We start from the raw sequence: 14,800 nt of genomic DNA, 5'->3' as shown, positions 1-14,800 counted from the left end.
GTGCGGACAGCGCCGCCGGGGCATCCCGCACACGAAAAAGGCCGCCCGGTTGGGCGGCCTTGATCGAAGCGGTCCGGCCGAAGCCTGGATCAGAACTGGGTGCCGCCGCTGAAGCGGAAGACCTGGACCTGATCGGCCTTGCCCTTGGTGAGGGCCCAGCCGAAGTCGGCGCGCAGCGGACCGAAGGGCGAGCGCCACACCACGCCGAAGCCGGCGGAGGAGCGGATCGCGGCATCGTCCACATAGGTGAACTTGCCGATCTGGGTGCCGTTCTGGTTGTTGTTCTTGTAGATCGCGGTGCCCTGCTTCGGCAGGCCACTGGAGTCGACGTTGAACAGGCTGCCCGCGTCGGCGAAGACCGACCAGTAGAGGCCGAACTCTTCCGGGGTGAACGGGAACGGCGTGGTGGCTTCCGCCGTCGCCGACCAGTAGGTCCGGCCACCGAGGGCTTCGTTGATGCGGTAGGCGTCGTTCTTCTTGTTCGGGTCGTTGATCTTCGTGATGTCGCGCGGGCCGTAGCCGGAAGTCGCGAAGCCGCGGATCGTCTCGCCGCCCTGGAAGAAGTTGTTGATCAGGCCGACATTGTCGCCGATGCCCTGGATGTGGCCGGCGCGGAAGCGCAGCATGCCGACCGTGCCCCAGTCCGAATAGAGCTCGCGATAGTAGCGGGCATCGAGCGTGCTGCGCAGGAAGGAGACATCGCCGCCGAGGCCGGCGAAGTCCGTCTGCAGCTTCACGTAGAAGCCGTCACGCGGGAACTGGATGTTGTCGACCGAATTGTAGACGATGTTGAACGACGGCATCGACGTGACGGTGTAGCGCTCGCAGCTGCCGCCACCCGGGCACGGATTGAAGATGCTCGCGCCCTTGTGTCCCTGGGACAGATACTGCTTGTACGCGATCGAGGCTTCGCCGTTGGTGTAGCGGCCGTCGATCTGCGACTTCGCCAGCATGATGTTCTGGGAGTAGAGCGAGTAGCTCGGTCCGATCGTCAGGTTCTCGGTGATCGGGAAGCCCAGGCGAACCGTCGCACCCTTGGTGTCTTCCGAATAGGAGCGGAAGTAGGTCGGCTCGTAATGGGTCGTGTAGAGATCGAAGCCGGCCGAGATACGGCGACCGAGGAAGTAGGGCTCGGTGAAGGAGAACGAGTAGCCGTGCTGGGACTCGCCGAACTGGACCGAGGCGCGGATGAACTGGCCGCGGCCGAGGAAGTTGCGCTCCTGCAGCGACACGTCGCCGATGAAGCCTTCCGCCGACGAGTAGCCGGCACCGAAGCCGAACTCGCCGGTCGACTGCTCGTCGACATCCACGTTCAGCACGATCCGGTCCGGGGCGCTGCCCTGCTCGGTGGTCACGCGCACCGACTTGAAGAAGTTCAGCCGGTTCAAGCGGCGTTCGGCGCGGGTGACGAAGGCCTTGTTGTAGGCATCGCCCTCGGCAATGTCGAACTCGCGCCGGATGACGTAGTCGCGCGTCCGGTTGTTGCCGCGGACATTGATCCGCTCGACATAGGTGCGCGGACCTTCATCGACATAGTAGGTGATCGCGATGGTCTTGGTCGCGGCATCGCGAACCGCACGCGGACGAACCTGCGCGAAGGCGTAGCCGTTCTTGGAGGCCTCGACGACGATCTCCTCCATCGACTTCTCGATGTCTTCGGCGCTGTAGACCGAACCCGGCGAGGAGCGGATCACCTTCATCAGGCGGTCCGGCGTCAGTTCCGGCAGGGTCGTCTGCACGTCGATGGCACCGAAGCGGTAGAGCTCGCCCTCGTCGACCGCGAAGGTCACGAAGAACACGTTCCGCTCGCGATCGAGATCGGCGCTGGCCGACACGATGCGGAAATCGGCATAGCCGTTCTTGGTGTAGAACTTGCGCAGCGCTTCCTGGTCCTGGCCCAGGCGGTCCGGATCGTAGGAGTCGGTGGTCCGGATGAAGCCGAGCAGGCCGGTCTCGCGGGTCTTGACCACGTCGCGCAGGCGGCCGTCGGAGAAGGACTTGTTGCCCGAGAAGGAGATGCGGGACACGGCGGTCTTGTCGCCCTCGTCGAACTCGAACACGAGATTGACGCGGTTGTCCGGCAGCTCGATGATCTTCGGCTCGACATTGGCCCGGAAGCGGCCGTTGCGGCGGTAGGCCTCGAGCAGACGCTGCACGTCGCTCTGGACCTTCGACCGCGACAGGAAGCCGCGCGCCTTGGAGTCGATGACCGAACCGAGCTGCTCGTCGGTCAGACGCTTGTTGCCCTCGAAGGAGATCCGGTTGATCAGCGGACTTTCGGCCACCGTGATGACCAGCTGGCCACCCTGCTGCTGGATCTGAACATCGGAGAAGAGGCCGGACGCGTAGAGCGCCTTCAGGCTGTCGTCGACTTCACGCGGCGTGAACGGCTTGCCGGGCCGGATCGAGATGTAGGACCGGACCGACTCGGCCTCGACCCGCTGGTTGCCGCGAACGACCACCGTGGAGACCACCTCCGCTCGCGCCACGCTGACGCCGAGAACCTCAAAACCTGGCCCCGCAACCGGGACGAAGGTCAGGAAGGCTGCCGCGAAGGCCGTCTTGCGTACGACTGTCGAGAAAGCTCGCATCGAATCGAAGCCCTGTCTTTTCATGTCCGTCGGCACGCGAAGCGAACCGCCTGTCGATGGATTCCCACCGTCGTTGTCTTGTGTTGTACAGGCTTTTGGAGCCTGCGCAAGCCGAGGAGACCCCCTCGGTCGGACTATCCAACCCTACCGTTGCCCATCAGCCACGCCCCGGAACGCCCGATGCAAACGCCTCTATTCATTGAGAATAGCGGATTTGCGCGGATTCCGGCTGCCCGGCGCCCGAGCCGGCTCACCCGGCCGCCCGCGAAGCGAAGTGAACCACATCGTTCCAGTTGGCGACGATCATCAACATGAGCACGATCGCGAGGCCGAACCGGAAGGTATACTCCTGCACTCTTTCGGAGAGCGGTCGGCCGCGAATCGCCTCAAGCGTGTAAAAAACCAGATGTCCGCCGTCGAGGACGGGAATCGGCATCAGGTTCAAAAGGCCGATCGAGGTCGAGATGTAGCCGAGCCACATGATCAGGGCGACGAATCCCGCCTTGGCGGTCTCGCCGGAGGCCTGGGCGATGCGCCCGATGCCGCTGATCTGATCGACATGCTCGCGGCCGGTGAACAGCCGCCCGAAGAAGGCGAGCGTCTGCTCGATGATCAGGTTGTTCTGGGCGATGCCGGCCCTGACGGCACCGAGCGGCGAGAAGGTCTCGTGGCGCTGATGTTCGGGCAGGTCGCTCTTGCGCACGCCGAGCATGGCGCGCCGCTGGATGCCGAGGCTGGTCTGCTGGGCGACCTGCTCGGGCACCGCCGCGATGTCGATCAGGCGGCCGTCGCGCTCGATGCGGATGTCGAGCCGATCGCCGGCCGCCCCGGACACCGCCCGGATCAGGTCGTTGAAGCTCTCCATGGCGACGCCGTTGATCGCGTCGATGCGGTCGCCGGCCTTGATGCCGGCCTTCTCGGCGACGCCGCCCTCGATGACGGCGGCCACGTAGGGCAGCGTCACCTGACGGCCTTCCAGGCCGAAGACGACCGAGAAGATCGCGATCGCCAGGATGAAGTTCGCCAGCGGGCCGGCGACCACGATCGCGGCCCGCTTCCACACCGGCTGGCCGTGGAAATTGCGCGCGCGCTGGTCCGCGCTGAGGCCGTCGAGCGCGCCGGCGGCCGGCTTGGAGGCGGCATTCTCGTCGCCCTCGAACTTCACGTAGCCGCCGAGCGGAATGGCGGCGATCCGCCAGCGCGTGCCGTGGCGGTCGTTCCAGCCGAAGAGTTCGCGGCCGAAGCCGATCGAGAAGGTCTCGATCGCGACGCCGCACCAGCGCGCGACCTGGAAGTGACCCAGCTCGTGGATGAACACCACCACGGTCAGCACAAACAGGAACGGCACGCCGTAGCTGATCGCCGTCCAGAGCGTGCCGCCGATCACCGATAGAAGTTCCATGTCGCCCTCTCGACCGGCCCGCCGCGGCGGGCCGGGATGATCCTGGCCAATATCCGTGAACTTTCCCTATCCGGTCTTTGCGGCAAGATGGGGAAGAATTTCGTCGGCGAGCCGCCGCGCCTGGGCGTCGACCATCGCGACCGCATCGAGGTCGGCGGGCTCGGCGAAGAGCCCGGCGGCCGAGGCCCGATCGAGGGTCGCCTCGACGAGGCGGGCGATGTCGAGGAAGCCGATCCGGCGGTCGAGAAAGGCGGCGACCGCGATCTCGTCGGCGGCGTTCAGGACCGCCGAGGCGCCGCCGCCGGCGGCGAGCGCCCGGTAGGCGAGCCCGAGGGCCGGGAAGCGGACGAGATCGGGCTTCTCGAAGGTCAGCGTGCCGATCTCGCCGAGATCGAGCCGGCGGGTCGGTGCCCGGCCGCGATCCGGCCAGTTCAGGCAATGGGCGATCGGCGTGCGCATGTCGGGCGCGGCGAGGCCGGCGACCAGCGAACCGTCGCCATAGGCGACCATGCCGTGGACCAGCTGCTGGGGATGGACGAGCACGTCGATCCGGTCGCCCGGAATGCCGAACAGATGATGCGCCTCAATGACTTCGAGGCCTTTGTTCAACAGGGTCGCGCTGTCGATGGTGATGCGCGATCCCATGGCGTAGTTGGGGTGTTTCAACGCCTGCTCGGGTGTCGCCCGGGCCATCTCGGCGACTGTGGCGGTCCGGAACGGGCCGCCGGAGGCGGTCAGCACGATCCGCTCGACCGCGGCCGCGTTGCCGGCCTCGAAGCCCTGGAAGATGGCGTTGTGCTCGCTGTCGAGCGGCAGGACGCGCGCCTTGTGGCGCGCCGCCGCCGCCATGAACAGCCGGCCGGCGGCGACCAGGCATTCCTTGGTGGCGAGCGCGATCGGCAGGCCGGCATGGACCGCGGCGAGCGTCGGCCCGAGCCCGGCCGCCCCCACGATGGCGGCGACGACCAGGTCAGCCGGCGCGGCGGCGGCTTCCAGCACCGCGTTCGGGCCGGCGGCGGCCTCGATGCCGGTGCCGGCCAGCGCATCCTTCAGCGCCCCATGCAGCGACGGATCGGCGAGCACGGCCCGCGCCGGCCGGAAGCTGCGCGCGGCCGCGACCAGCCCGGCCAGATCGCGCCCGGCGACCATGCTTTCGATGCGGAAGCGCTCCGGCTCGCGGCCGACCAGATCGAGGGTGGACCGGCCGATCGAGCCGGTCGCGCCGAGCAGCGTGATCCGGCGCGGGCCGGCGGCGGCCGGCATGGCGAAGGGCGGTTCGGCGTCGGGCGAGAAGTCGAAACTCACCATGCCAGCAGGCCCTGGGCGAGCAGCCCCCGCGCCAGAGGCGCTTCCGGCGCCCGCCAGAGCCCGATCGCGGCGGCGACCACCGCGGCGAAGATCAGCCCGTCGAGCCGGTCCATGACGCCGCCATGGCCGGGAATGATGCTGCCCGAATCCTTCACGCCGAACCGGCGCTTGACCGCCGATTCGAACAGGTCGCCGGCCTGGCTGGCGACCGACAGGACGGCGGCCACGCCGACGAGCGGCAGGAGCCGCGGCACGTCGCCGACCGCCGCCACCGCCGAGCCGGCAGCGACCGCCGCCGCCAGGCCGCCGAGCGCGCCCGACCAGGTCTTGTTGGGCGAGACGGCCGGCCACAGCTTCGGGCCGCCGAGGGCGCGCCCCGTGAAATAGGCGGCGATATCGGTCGACCAGACGATCGCGAACAGGAACAGCACCGCCGTCAGGCCGAGCGGATGGTCGCTGCGCAGGCTGACCAGCGCCAGACCGGGCAGCAGCGCATAGCCGGGACCGACGGCGAGCCAGGACCGCTTGCTGCCGGCTTCCAGCCGGTAGGCCGCAACGGCGACCAGGAGCCAGGCGAGCGTCGCGGTGACGATGGCGCGATTCGGCTGGGCATGGGCGTCGAGCACGATCGCGACGACGATCAGCACGGCGCCGATGGTGGTGATCCGCGACGCCTTGTTGCGGGTGACGATCGCGGTCCATTCCAGGAAGATCAGGGCCGAGGCGAGCGCCGTCAGGGCGCCGAAGGCGGCGCCGCCCCAGATCGTCGCGCCGAGCGCGACCGGCACCATGACCAGGGCCGAGAGGATGCGCAGGCGGAGTTCGCGCCGCCGAAGGCCGTCGGGCGCCGGCATCTTGCCGTCGGATGCGCTCATCGATGCAGTGCCCCGGCCTCGACACCGCCGAAGCGCCGTTCCCGTCCCCCGAACTCGGCGAGCGCCCGGTCGAATTCCGTTTCGTCGAAATCCGGCCAGCAGACCGGCGAGAAGACGAATTCGGCATAGGCCGCCTGCCAGAGCAGGAAGTTCGAGACGCGCTGCTCGCCGCTGGTGCGGATGACCAGATCGGGATCCGGCATGCCGACCGTATCCAGCACGGCTTCGAACTGCTTGGAGTCGATGTCGGCGGGTGCCAGCCGACCGGCGGCGACCTCCTCGGCGAGGCGGCGGGCGGCGCGCAGGATTTCCTGGCGCGCCCCGTAGTTGAAGGCGATGGTCAGCGTCAGCCCGGTATTGCCGGCCGTCAGATTCTGGGCTTCCTCGAGCAGGGCGCGGATGTCGCCGCCGAGCCCGTTGCGGTCGCCGACGACCCGGACGCGGACATTGTTGCCGTGCAGCTCGGCCAGATCGCGGCGGATGAAGAAGCGCAGCAGGCCCATGAGGTACGACACCTCGTCGGCCGGGCGGCGCCAGTTCTCGGTCGAGAACGAGAACAGCGTCAGGTATTCGAGCCCGAGATCGCCGGCATGGCGGACGATCCGGCGGACCATCTCGACCCCCTTGCGGTGGCCCTCGGTGCGGGTCAGCCCGCGCGCCGTCGCCCACCGGCCGTTCCCGTCCATGATGATGGCGACGTGGCGCGGAAGCGCGGCGGCCCGCCGGAGCGGGACCTTGTCGAGAGTGGCCTCCGGCGTCGCCATCGATCTCAGACCTTCATGATGTCCTGCTCCTTGGCGGACAGGAGCTTGTCGATCTCCGCGATGGATTCGTCGGTCTGCTTCTGGACGCGGTCGGACAGGCGCGCTTCCTCGTCCTCCGGCATGCCGTCCTTGGTCGCCTTCTTGAGGGTATCGAGCCCGTCGCGACGGATGTGGCGCACGGCGACGCGGGCCTGCTCGGCATATTTGTGCGCGACCTTGACCAGTTCCTTGCGGCGGTCGGCGGTCAGTTCCGGGATCGGGATGCGCATGGTGGCGCCTTCGACGATCGGGTTGAGGCCAAGATTGGCCTCGCGGATCGCCTTGTCGACCGCCGACACCATGCCGCGGTCCCAGACCGAGACGACCAGCATGCGCGGCTCGGGGACGGACACGGAGGCGACCTGGTTCAGCGTCATGCGCGAGCCGTAGGCCTCGACGGTGATCGGCTCCAGGAGATGGGTCGAGGCGCGCCCGGTGCGCAGGCCGGCCAGCTCGTCCTTGAACACGTGGACCGCCTGGCCCATGCGGCGCTTCAGGTCGTCGAAGTCGAATTTGTGTGCTGCCATGGATTTCCTCGATCTTCCTGTCGGGCTCCCCCGCGTGCCTGCGGGGGATCCGGCGTCGGCCCGTTCTCGGCGGCGCCCCCTCTCGGCGACGGCCCTTCCAACGACGGGCGTCGTCGATGGCTGAGGGAGGCCGGACTACCCTGCCACGACCGTGGCGCGGCCTCGGCCGGCCAGAACCTCGATCAGCGCGCCGGCTTCCTGGAGCGAGAACACGATTATCGGAATCGCGTTGTCGCGGGCAAGAGCGAATGCCGAGGTATCGAGCACCTTCAGGTCGCGGGAGATCGCCTCCTCGAAGGTCAGCCGGTCGTAGCGTTCTGCGTTCGGATCCTTCTTCGGGTCGGCGGTGTAGATGCCGTCGACATTGGTCGCCTTCAGGATGGCGTCGCAACGCATCTCGGCGGCGCGCAGCGCTGCCGTCGTGTCGGTGGTGAAGAAGGGCGAGCCGGTGCCGCCGGCGAACAGCACGACGCGGTCGCTGGCGAGATGCTCGAGCCCGCCGCGCTGGGTGAAGGTATCGCAGACCGTCGGGATCGGCAGGCCGGACAGGACCGAGGCCTTGAGGCCGCGCGCCGCCAGCGCCTCGCGCATGGCCAGCGCGTTCATCACCGTGGCCATCATGCCCATATGGTCGCCGGTGACGCGGTCGGTGCCCTGCTTCTGCAGCCAGGCGCCGCGAAACAGGTTGCCGCCGCCGATCACGACGCCGATTTCGGCGCCGAGCCTCACGGCGGAGACCAGGTCGTCGGCGATCCGGCCGACCACGTCGGGATCGATGCCCATCGCCTGCTGACCGGCCAGCGCCTCACCGGATAGCTTCACCAGAACGCGTTTCCAGCGAAGTCCGGTCATGGGGCACTCCTCAAACAGGCGTCGGCGGGCAGCGTCGGCGGGCGGTCGACGGCTCGGATACAGGAAAGGCGCCGGGGTGTCACGCCCGGCGCCTTTGGAATTCTGGGGGCAGGATTACTTCGTGCCGGCCGCAGCGGCGACTTCGGCGGCGAAGTCGGACTCGGCCTTCTCGATGCCCTCGCCGATCTGGAAGCGGACGAAGCCCTTCACCGAGACGGGCGCGCCGGCATCCTTCTCGGCGGCCTTGACGGCGGCCTCGACGGTCAGATCCGGGTTGACGACGAAGTGCTGCTTCAGGAGCGTCACTTCCTCGTAGAACTTGCGGATGCGGCCCTCGACCATCTTCTCGACGACCGCGGCCGGCTTGCCGGACTGGGCGGCCTGCTCGGCGAAGATGGCGCGCTCGCGCTCGACCAGCGCCGGGTCGACCTGTTCGGTGACGACCGCGACCGGGGTCGGGTCGTGGGCGGCGACATGCATGGCGATCTGACGGCCGAGCGCGGCGAGCACGGCCTTGTCGCCGGTCGACTCGAGCGCCACCAGCACGCCGATCTTGCCGAGGCCGTCGGCGACCGTGCTGTGGATGTAGTGCGCGACCACGCCGTCGGCGACCTCAAGATAGGCGGTCCGGCGCAGCTGCATGTTCTCGCCGATGGTCGCCACGGCGTCGGTCAGCCGTTCGGTGACCGACTTCTCGGTGCCCGGCACGGTCAGGCCGCCGAGGGTCTCGACCGAGCCCTTGGCGTCGAGGCCGAGGGCCGCGATGGTGGCGACGAGGCCCTGGAACTGCTCGTTGCGGGCGACGAAGTCGGTCTCGGAATTGACCTCGACCACGGCCGCGGCATTGCCGGCGGCGGCGACGCCGATCAGGCCTTCGGCGGCGGTGCGCCCGGACTTCTTGGCGGCCTTGGACAGACCCTTCTTGCGCAGCCAGTCGACCGCGGCCTCCATGTCGCCGGCGGTCTCGATCAGCGCGGTCTTGCAATCCATCATGCCCGCGCCGGTCTGGTCGCGGAGCGCCTTCACCTGGGAAGCCGAAATCGTGGTCATGGTCGTCTCTCGGATGTCGCCGTCGACCGCACGGGGGCGCGGCACACACGGCGGCGTTTGGAATGCGGTGGCGTGGCACTGTCTGGTCGGATGCAGTCGGGCGGATGCGGTCGGGCGGAAGCGAATGCCGGCGTTCGGGCGGATGCCGTCAGGCGCAAGCCGTTGCGCCCGGAAGCCTTCCGGTCACGTGGCGAAGCGCCCGCTGGCGTCCCGCGCCGTCTCGCCGACCCACCGGTATCCGTAACGAGCCGGGCCGGAGCGGGTGTTGCACCCTCCCCGGCCGATCCTTTCGAATGCCGTCAACCCGTGACGGCCGCATGACGATGCGGCCGGCGGGGTTCACGCGAACCGACGGGGTCTTGGTCAGGCCGCTTCTTCGGCGACCGCGGACTCTTCCGGCGGCACTTCGGAGGCACCGACATCGATGCCGATGTCGCCCTGGGCGCGGCCGATGCCGTCGATCGCGGCGCGCGCGATCAGGTCGCAGTAGAGCGCGATGGCGCGGCCGGCGTCGTCGTTGCCCGGGATCGGGAAGGCGATGCCGTCCGGATCGCAGTTCGAATCGAGGATCGCGGCAACCGGAATGCCCAGACGGCGAGCTTCCTGGATGGCGATCGCCTCGCGATTGGTGTCGATGACGAAGATCAGGTCGGGCAGGCCGCCCATGTCCTTGATGCCGCCGAGGGCCTTCTCGAGCTTCTCACGCTCGCGGTCGAGCGTCAGGCGCTCCTTCTTGGTGAGGCCGGAGACCTCGCCCGAGAGCGTCTCTTCGAGCTTGCGCAGGCGCTGGATCGACTGCGAAATGGTCTTCCAGTTGGTCAGCATGCCGCCGAGCCAGCGGCTGTTGACGAAATACTGGGCCGAGCGGCGGGCCGCCTGGGCGACCGAGTCCTGCGCCTGACGCTTGGTGCCGACGATCAGCACGCGGCCGCCGCGGGCGACGGTGTCGCTGACGGTCTTGAGCGCCTGATGCAGCATCGGCACGGTCTGGGCCAGGTCGATGATGTGGATGTTGTTGCGCACGCCGAAGATGTACGGAGCCATCTTCGGGTTCCAGCGGTGCTTCTGGTGACCGAAATGGACACCGGCCTCGAGAAGCTGACGCATGCTGTAATCGGGCAGGGACATGCCTACCGTCTCCTTCTTTTCCGGTTCTGCCTCCGCGGGGTTCGCGTTTGGCCGGGCCTGGGGCTCGGAACAAACACCGGAAGGACGGTACGGCCAGGGTTTCACCCTTCGGCCGCCGCCCGACACCCGCGTGTGGAATGGCGCGGCTTATAGGCATCCGGGCGCCCGATTGCAAGCGCCGACACGGCCGCGGCCCTGCAAATCGCCCCGGCGGGGGCCGATCTTCGCCCTGCCGGCCGCCGCGGACGGCACGGCGGGCGCGTCAATGCCGGGTCGGCGGCGGCCCCGCCTCGACGGCATCGAGGTCGTCCGGTCCGATCGAACCGGCCCACTCGAGCCGGTCGAGCAATACGCCGAGCGCGCGGGCCGCCAGCCGGATCAACGGTGCGGTCTCCCGCCCGCCGAATCGGGCGGCGGTCCCATCGAGACCGACCGGCGTCCGGCCGCGGGCGGCTCGGAGCAGCCCGACGAGGTCCCGCTCGTCGGGCGAGAGTTCGCTGCAGGCGACGGGCAGAAACACGAAGGTGCCGACCCGCTCCGACCGCACCGCATGCACCAGCGCGATCACCCGGCCGAACACGGCCGGGCCGTCGACGGGGCCGAGAATTTCGCTGGTCGCGCTGAAGGCGGACTCCCAGCAGCCGAGCTGACCGGTCCGGTATCCGGACATGGCCAGGCGGACGATCGAGAGGGCGATCAGCTCGTGGCGGGTCTGGGCCGGATCCGAGGCTGCGCTCTCGGCGCCATCGGCGGCATCGGCCCCCTCCCCGTCGACCGCAACCATCGCCTCGTCGTCGTCCGCCCGTACGGCGCCGCCGTGATATTTCGGTTCCCTGCGACGCCTCATCGACCGGCCCCGGCCAACCGGGTCTCCCCGGGCCGCGGCCCCTCGGGCCCGGCCGTGCCCGTCTCGCCGGGCGCGCGGGCGCCGGCCTGGAGCGGGCAAGCCGCCATGCAGGCATGGCCGGTCAGGGTCAACAGGCCGCAGAAGGTATCGGCGACGGCGCAATATGTCTCCGGCAGGAGCGTCGCGGCCGCCAGCGTCCGGCCGGCGGCCGATGTCAGGCGTCCGACCGGCGGGGGCTCGTCGGCGGGTCCGATCCACGGCGCGGCCTCGCCGGCCGGGCGCGGATCGGTGCTGGCGAGCAGGCGATGGGCGGCGGCGATCAGCCGGGCTTCGTCGGGCGATTGGCGGGTGGCGCCCGGCGGATACCAGAGGAAGCCGTCGCCGGCTTCCCGGTCGATGCGGGCGATCAGGGCGTAGAGCTGGCCGAAGACGCGGCAGGCTTCGGCCTCCGGCAGGACGGCGCGGAGGTCCGCCAGGACCCGATCCGCCGGCACCGCCGCGCCGGTCAGGCGGGACCCGGCCAGGCGCCGGCACTGGTCGAGCAGGAAGAGTTCGGCCCGCCGGGCCGGTGGCAGAACCGGCGCGGCCGGCGTCAAAGGAACATGCTGGGTCATCGGTGATCCGCCTCCGCTCAGGAACGCGTCATTCGGCCCCGGGGTTCCGGCCGAACCTCAGGAGGTTTCCATGCGGGTCGTGAATGTAGAACTCGACCATGTCCCACGGGCGCAGTTCGAGCGCCGAGAGCCGTTCGATCCCGGCCGCGCGAAACTCTTCGTAGAGAAGGTCGATCTGGCCGCCGCGAATGTAGCAGGAGGTGTTCTCGGGAAAGCGGCGGTCGTCCGTCAGCCAGAAATGCAGCTCCATCGCATCGCGCCGGACGATCAGATAGCGGTCGTCCCGATAGACCACCGCGAAGCCGAGCCCGTCTGTGTAGAAGGCCTGCGTCTCGGCAAGATCGAGCGACGCGAGCACCGGAATCGTGATGGCGAGATCGGTCATGAGCGTGTCCCTGGACGGCGGCCGGCGCGGTCAGCCGTGGCCGGCGACATGTTCGCAGAGCGCCCGCTCGAAGCAGGCCATCGAGGAATTGCGCAGGGGAATGAACGGTTTCGACTGCTTCTGGCAGAGTTCCTTGACGACCCGGCAGGCGGCATGGCTGATGCAGTCGATCGGGCACATCAGGCAGTCGGCGCCGGTCACCAGGCATTCCAGCCGGTGGAAGTTGTCCTCGACGCCGCCGTCGTGATGGTCGAGTTCGAGCGCCCGTTCGGCGGCCAGCAGCCTGAGCCGCGCCACGACCCCGGCCCGCCCGCCGACATAGCCGATGCGGCGGAAGCGGGCGGCGGCGACGGCCTCCTCCGGCCGCGGCGCCGGCGCCGCCGACAGGCTGGCGCGCGTCTCCGCGAGATCGGCAAGCCGCTTCTTCAGTTCGGCGATTTCGGCGGCGGCCGCCGCCAAGGCGTCGTTGCGCTGGGCGACGAGCGCGCGGAGGGCACCGAGCCGCCGCGCCTCGCGGGAGCGGTCGCGGCGGATGCCGCCCTCCCCGACCGTCGGCGCGAGACCGAGCGGGCAGCCGGGCCGCGACCGCGCCGCCTGCGTCAGGTCCTCGATGCGGCGGTCGCGCTCGCGCAGGTCCTCATCATGGGTGCGGCGATCGCGCCGGATGCGCTCCTCCAGGGCCTGGACGCGCCGCTCCATCTCGGACGCATTGCGCCGGACCAGATGCACCGCCTGACCGTGCAGATGCGACATCATATGGATCTCGCCGTAGAGGCGGCGCTTCATCGCCTCGTCGACGGACGCCGCGGTCATGAAGGCCCAGAAGGCCGGCCCGACGCGGCCGGCGGCCATCAGGCCGTCCCAGACCGCCTGCCGGGCCGCCGCATCCGGCGCCCGGTCGAGCTGTCGGCAGGCGCCGTCGGCCTGCGTCGTCAGATGCTTGTCGACCAGCCGCGACAGCGGGTTGGCGACATGCATCGAGCCGACGAAATAGGTGTGCAGTTCGAATTCTTCCGCCGCGGCGACCCGGTTCAGGTCCATGCGGCGGGCGAAGCGGCGCAGATCCTCGATCGACAGGCAGGTGCCGATCACCGCGCAGTGGATCGAGCTTTCCAGCTCCCAGATGCGCAGGCGCTTGCGGCCGGGCGTGCCGCTCTCAGGCTCCCAGGCGGGCGCCGGCTCGGCGAGGGACAGGATGGGGGGCGTATCGATGGACATGACCGGGTGACTTGATGATGCACGGCCGGCGCGAACCGGGTCGGGCCGTCCTGCGGGACCGCCGAACGCACGGCACTGGCGATATCCGCCGGCACCGGGACGGGCGACGCATCCCGCCCGGAACGGCGGGTGGCATCGCGCTTCGTCCACGGCATCCGGCGGAAGAGCCACATCGGGCCGCCCCGCTGGAGACGATCCAAGCATTGCATCGATCTTGCGACAGGGTCAACGAAATTGAACCGCAAGACGTTCGATTATAATTCTTCAAAACGGAAGCTTATCTCTTCTTACTTGGAATGATTACAAATGAAGGCGCGTTCGGCAGGGACAGACTTCAGCCGAAGCGGTGGTCGAGATCCTGGTAGTGCGGCAGGTCGACCAGGGCCGAGAAGTCCGCATAGGTCATCAGGGCGGGGGCGGCCGCGGCCGGGGTTCCGTCGCGCTTCAGGACCGCGAGCGCGTCCGCCATGGCGCGGGCCGCCGCGAACAGCGCCGTGACCGCATAGAAGACGACCGAGAAGCCCATCTGCTCCAGGTCGGCGGCCTTGAGCGCGACGGTCTCGTTGCCGTCGACGATCGAGACGACTTTCGGCCCCTCGACATGGCGGGCGACCGCCTCGACCTCGGCGATGCGCTTGATGCCGTCGACGAAGACCAGATCGACGCCGGCATCCTGATAGAGTTTCGCCCGGCGGATCGCCTCCTCCGCTCCGACGGCCGGCATGGCGTCGGTGCGGCCGATCACCAGCGGGCCGCCGGCAGGCCGCGCGGCGAGCGCGCACTGAAGACGGCGCACGGCCTCCTCGGCCGGGATCAGGCGGATGCCGGCGAGCTGGCCGCAGCGCTTCGGCGCGACCTGGTCTTCGAGATGGATCGCCGCCACGCCGGCCTGGGCATATTCCTCCATCGTGCGGGCGATGTTGGCCGGTCCGCCATAGCCGGTATCGGCATCGGCGATGATCGGGATCGCGACGGCGCGGGCCATGTCGCGGGCATGGGTGGTCATCTCGGTCTGGGTCAGCAGGCCGATATCGGGCTTGCCGAGCCGGCTCGCCGTGGCGCCGAAGCCGGTCATGTAGACGGCTTCGAAGCCGGCCGCCTGGACGAGCCGGGCAGCGAGCGCATCCGGCGCGCCGGGCGCGGCGAGGATGCGGCCGGTGGCGAGGCGGGCGCTGAGGGCGTCGGCGGGGCGGGTCACGG

14 protein-coding genes are annotated in these 14,800 nt (G+C 69.2%); all 14 read right to left on the bottom strand.

Annotated elements, in window-relative coordinates:
- Positions 1 to 89 precede the first annotated feature (89 nt).
- The 14 genes from bamA to ABB55_RS25700 all read right to left on the bottom strand — a co-directional run bounded on the left by bamA (position 90) and on the right by ABB55_RS25700 (position 14,798).
- Entirely contained in the window at positions 90 to 2,591 is a 2,502-nt protein-coding gene (gene bamA, locus ABB55_RS25765) for an outer membrane protein assembly factor BamA (protein ID WP_054362300.1), read from the bottom strand.
- A 250-nt stretch (positions 2,592 to 2,841) separates the two neighbouring features.
- Positions 2,842 to 3,993: an RIP metalloprotease RseP gene (gene rseP / locus ABB55_RS25760; protein WP_054361386.1), complete on the bottom strand. Its 1,152-nt coding sequence runs from the start codon at positions 3,991 to 3,993 to the stop codon at positions 2,842 to 2,844.
- A 66-nt stretch (positions 3,994 to 4,059) separates the two neighbouring features.
- Positions 4,060 to 5,301, bottom strand: a complete 1,242-nt coding sequence (gene dxr / locus ABB55_RS25755; RefSeq protein WP_083463952.1) for a 1-deoxy-D-xylulose-5-phosphate reductoisomerase — start codon at positions 5,299 to 5,301, stop codon at positions 4,060 to 4,062.
- Entirely contained in the window at positions 5,295 to 6,176 is an 882-nt protein-coding gene (locus ABB55_RS25750) for a phosphatidate cytidylyltransferase (RefSeq protein WP_152982189.1), read from the bottom strand. The genes dxr and ABB55_RS25750 overlap by 7 nt, the downstream gene beginning before the upstream one ends.
- Positions 6,173 to 6,940, bottom strand: coding sequence for an isoprenyl transferase (locus ABB55_RS25745; RefSeq protein ID WP_054361385.1), 768 nt, complete (start codon positions 6,938 to 6,940; stop codon positions 6,173 to 6,175). Before ABB55_RS25745 ends, ABB55_RS25750 begins: the two co-directional genes overlap by 4 nt.
- Positions 6,941 to 6,945: 5 nt before the next feature.
- Positions 6,946 to 7,506: a ribosome recycling factor gene (gene frr / locus ABB55_RS25740; RefSeq protein ID WP_054361384.1), complete on the bottom strand. Its 561-nt coding sequence runs from the start codon at positions 7,504 to 7,506 to the stop codon at positions 6,946 to 6,948.
- A 135-nt stretch (positions 7,507 to 7,641) separates the two neighbouring features.
- Entirely contained in the window at positions 7,642 to 8,358 is a 717-nt protein-coding gene (gene pyrH, locus ABB55_RS25735; RefSeq protein ID WP_054361383.1) for a UMP kinase, read from the bottom strand.
- Between the two features lie 114 nt (positions 8,359 to 8,472).
- Entirely contained in the window at positions 8,473 to 9,408 is a 936-nt protein-coding gene (gene tsf, locus ABB55_RS25730) for a translation elongation factor Ts (protein ID WP_054361382.1), read from the bottom strand.
- Positions 9,409 to 9,771: 363 nt separating this feature from the next.
- Positions 9,772 to 10,536, bottom strand: a complete 765-nt coding sequence (rpsB, locus tag ABB55_RS25725; RefSeq protein ID WP_054361381.1) for a 30S ribosomal protein S2 — start codon at positions 10,534 to 10,536, stop codon at positions 9,772 to 9,774.
- Positions 10,537 to 10,798: 262 nt separating this feature from the next.
- Positions 10,799 to 11,383: a hypothetical protein gene (locus ABB55_RS25720; RefSeq protein ID WP_152982188.1), complete on the bottom strand. Its 585-nt coding sequence runs from the start codon at positions 11,381 to 11,383 to the stop codon at positions 10,799 to 10,801.
- The gene (locus ABB55_RS25715) at positions 11,380 to 11,997 is read right to left on the bottom strand and encodes a hypothetical protein (protein WP_054361379.1); all 618 of its coding nucleotides are present in this window, start codon (positions 11,995 to 11,997) and stop codon (positions 11,380 to 11,382) included. Before ABB55_RS25715 ends, ABB55_RS25720 begins: the two co-directional genes overlap by 4 nt.
- Positions 11,998 to 12,025: 28 nt before the next feature.
- Positions 12,026 to 12,382, bottom strand: a complete 357-nt coding sequence (locus ABB55_RS25710; protein ID WP_054361378.1) for a bleomycin resistance protein — start codon at positions 12,380 to 12,382, stop codon at positions 12,026 to 12,028.
- A 30-nt stretch (positions 12,383 to 12,412) separates the two neighbouring features.
- Complete coding sequence (locus tag ABB55_RS25705; protein ID WP_054361377.1) at positions 12,413 to 13,600, bottom strand: DUF2325 domain-containing protein; 1,188 nt, start codon at positions 13,598 to 13,600, stop codon at positions 12,413 to 12,415.
- A 334-nt stretch (positions 13,601 to 13,934) separates the two neighbouring features.
- Positions 13,935 to 14,798 (bottom strand): isocitrate lyase/PEP mutase family protein, encoded by an 864-nt coding sequence (locus tag ABB55_RS25700; RefSeq protein WP_054361376.1) that lies wholly within the window; start codon positions 14,796 to 14,798, stop codon positions 13,935 to 13,937.
- Positions 14,799 to 14,800: the final 2 nt, after the last annotated feature.

Origin of the sequence: Prosthecodimorpha hirschii, assembly GCF_001305515.1 — a bacterium.
GTDB classification, from domain to species: domain Bacteria; phylum Pseudomonadota; class Alphaproteobacteria; order Rhizobiales; family Ancalomicrobiaceae; genus Prosthecodimorpha; species Prosthecodimorpha hirschii.
This window is presented reverse-complemented; position numbering and strand designations above follow the sequence as displayed.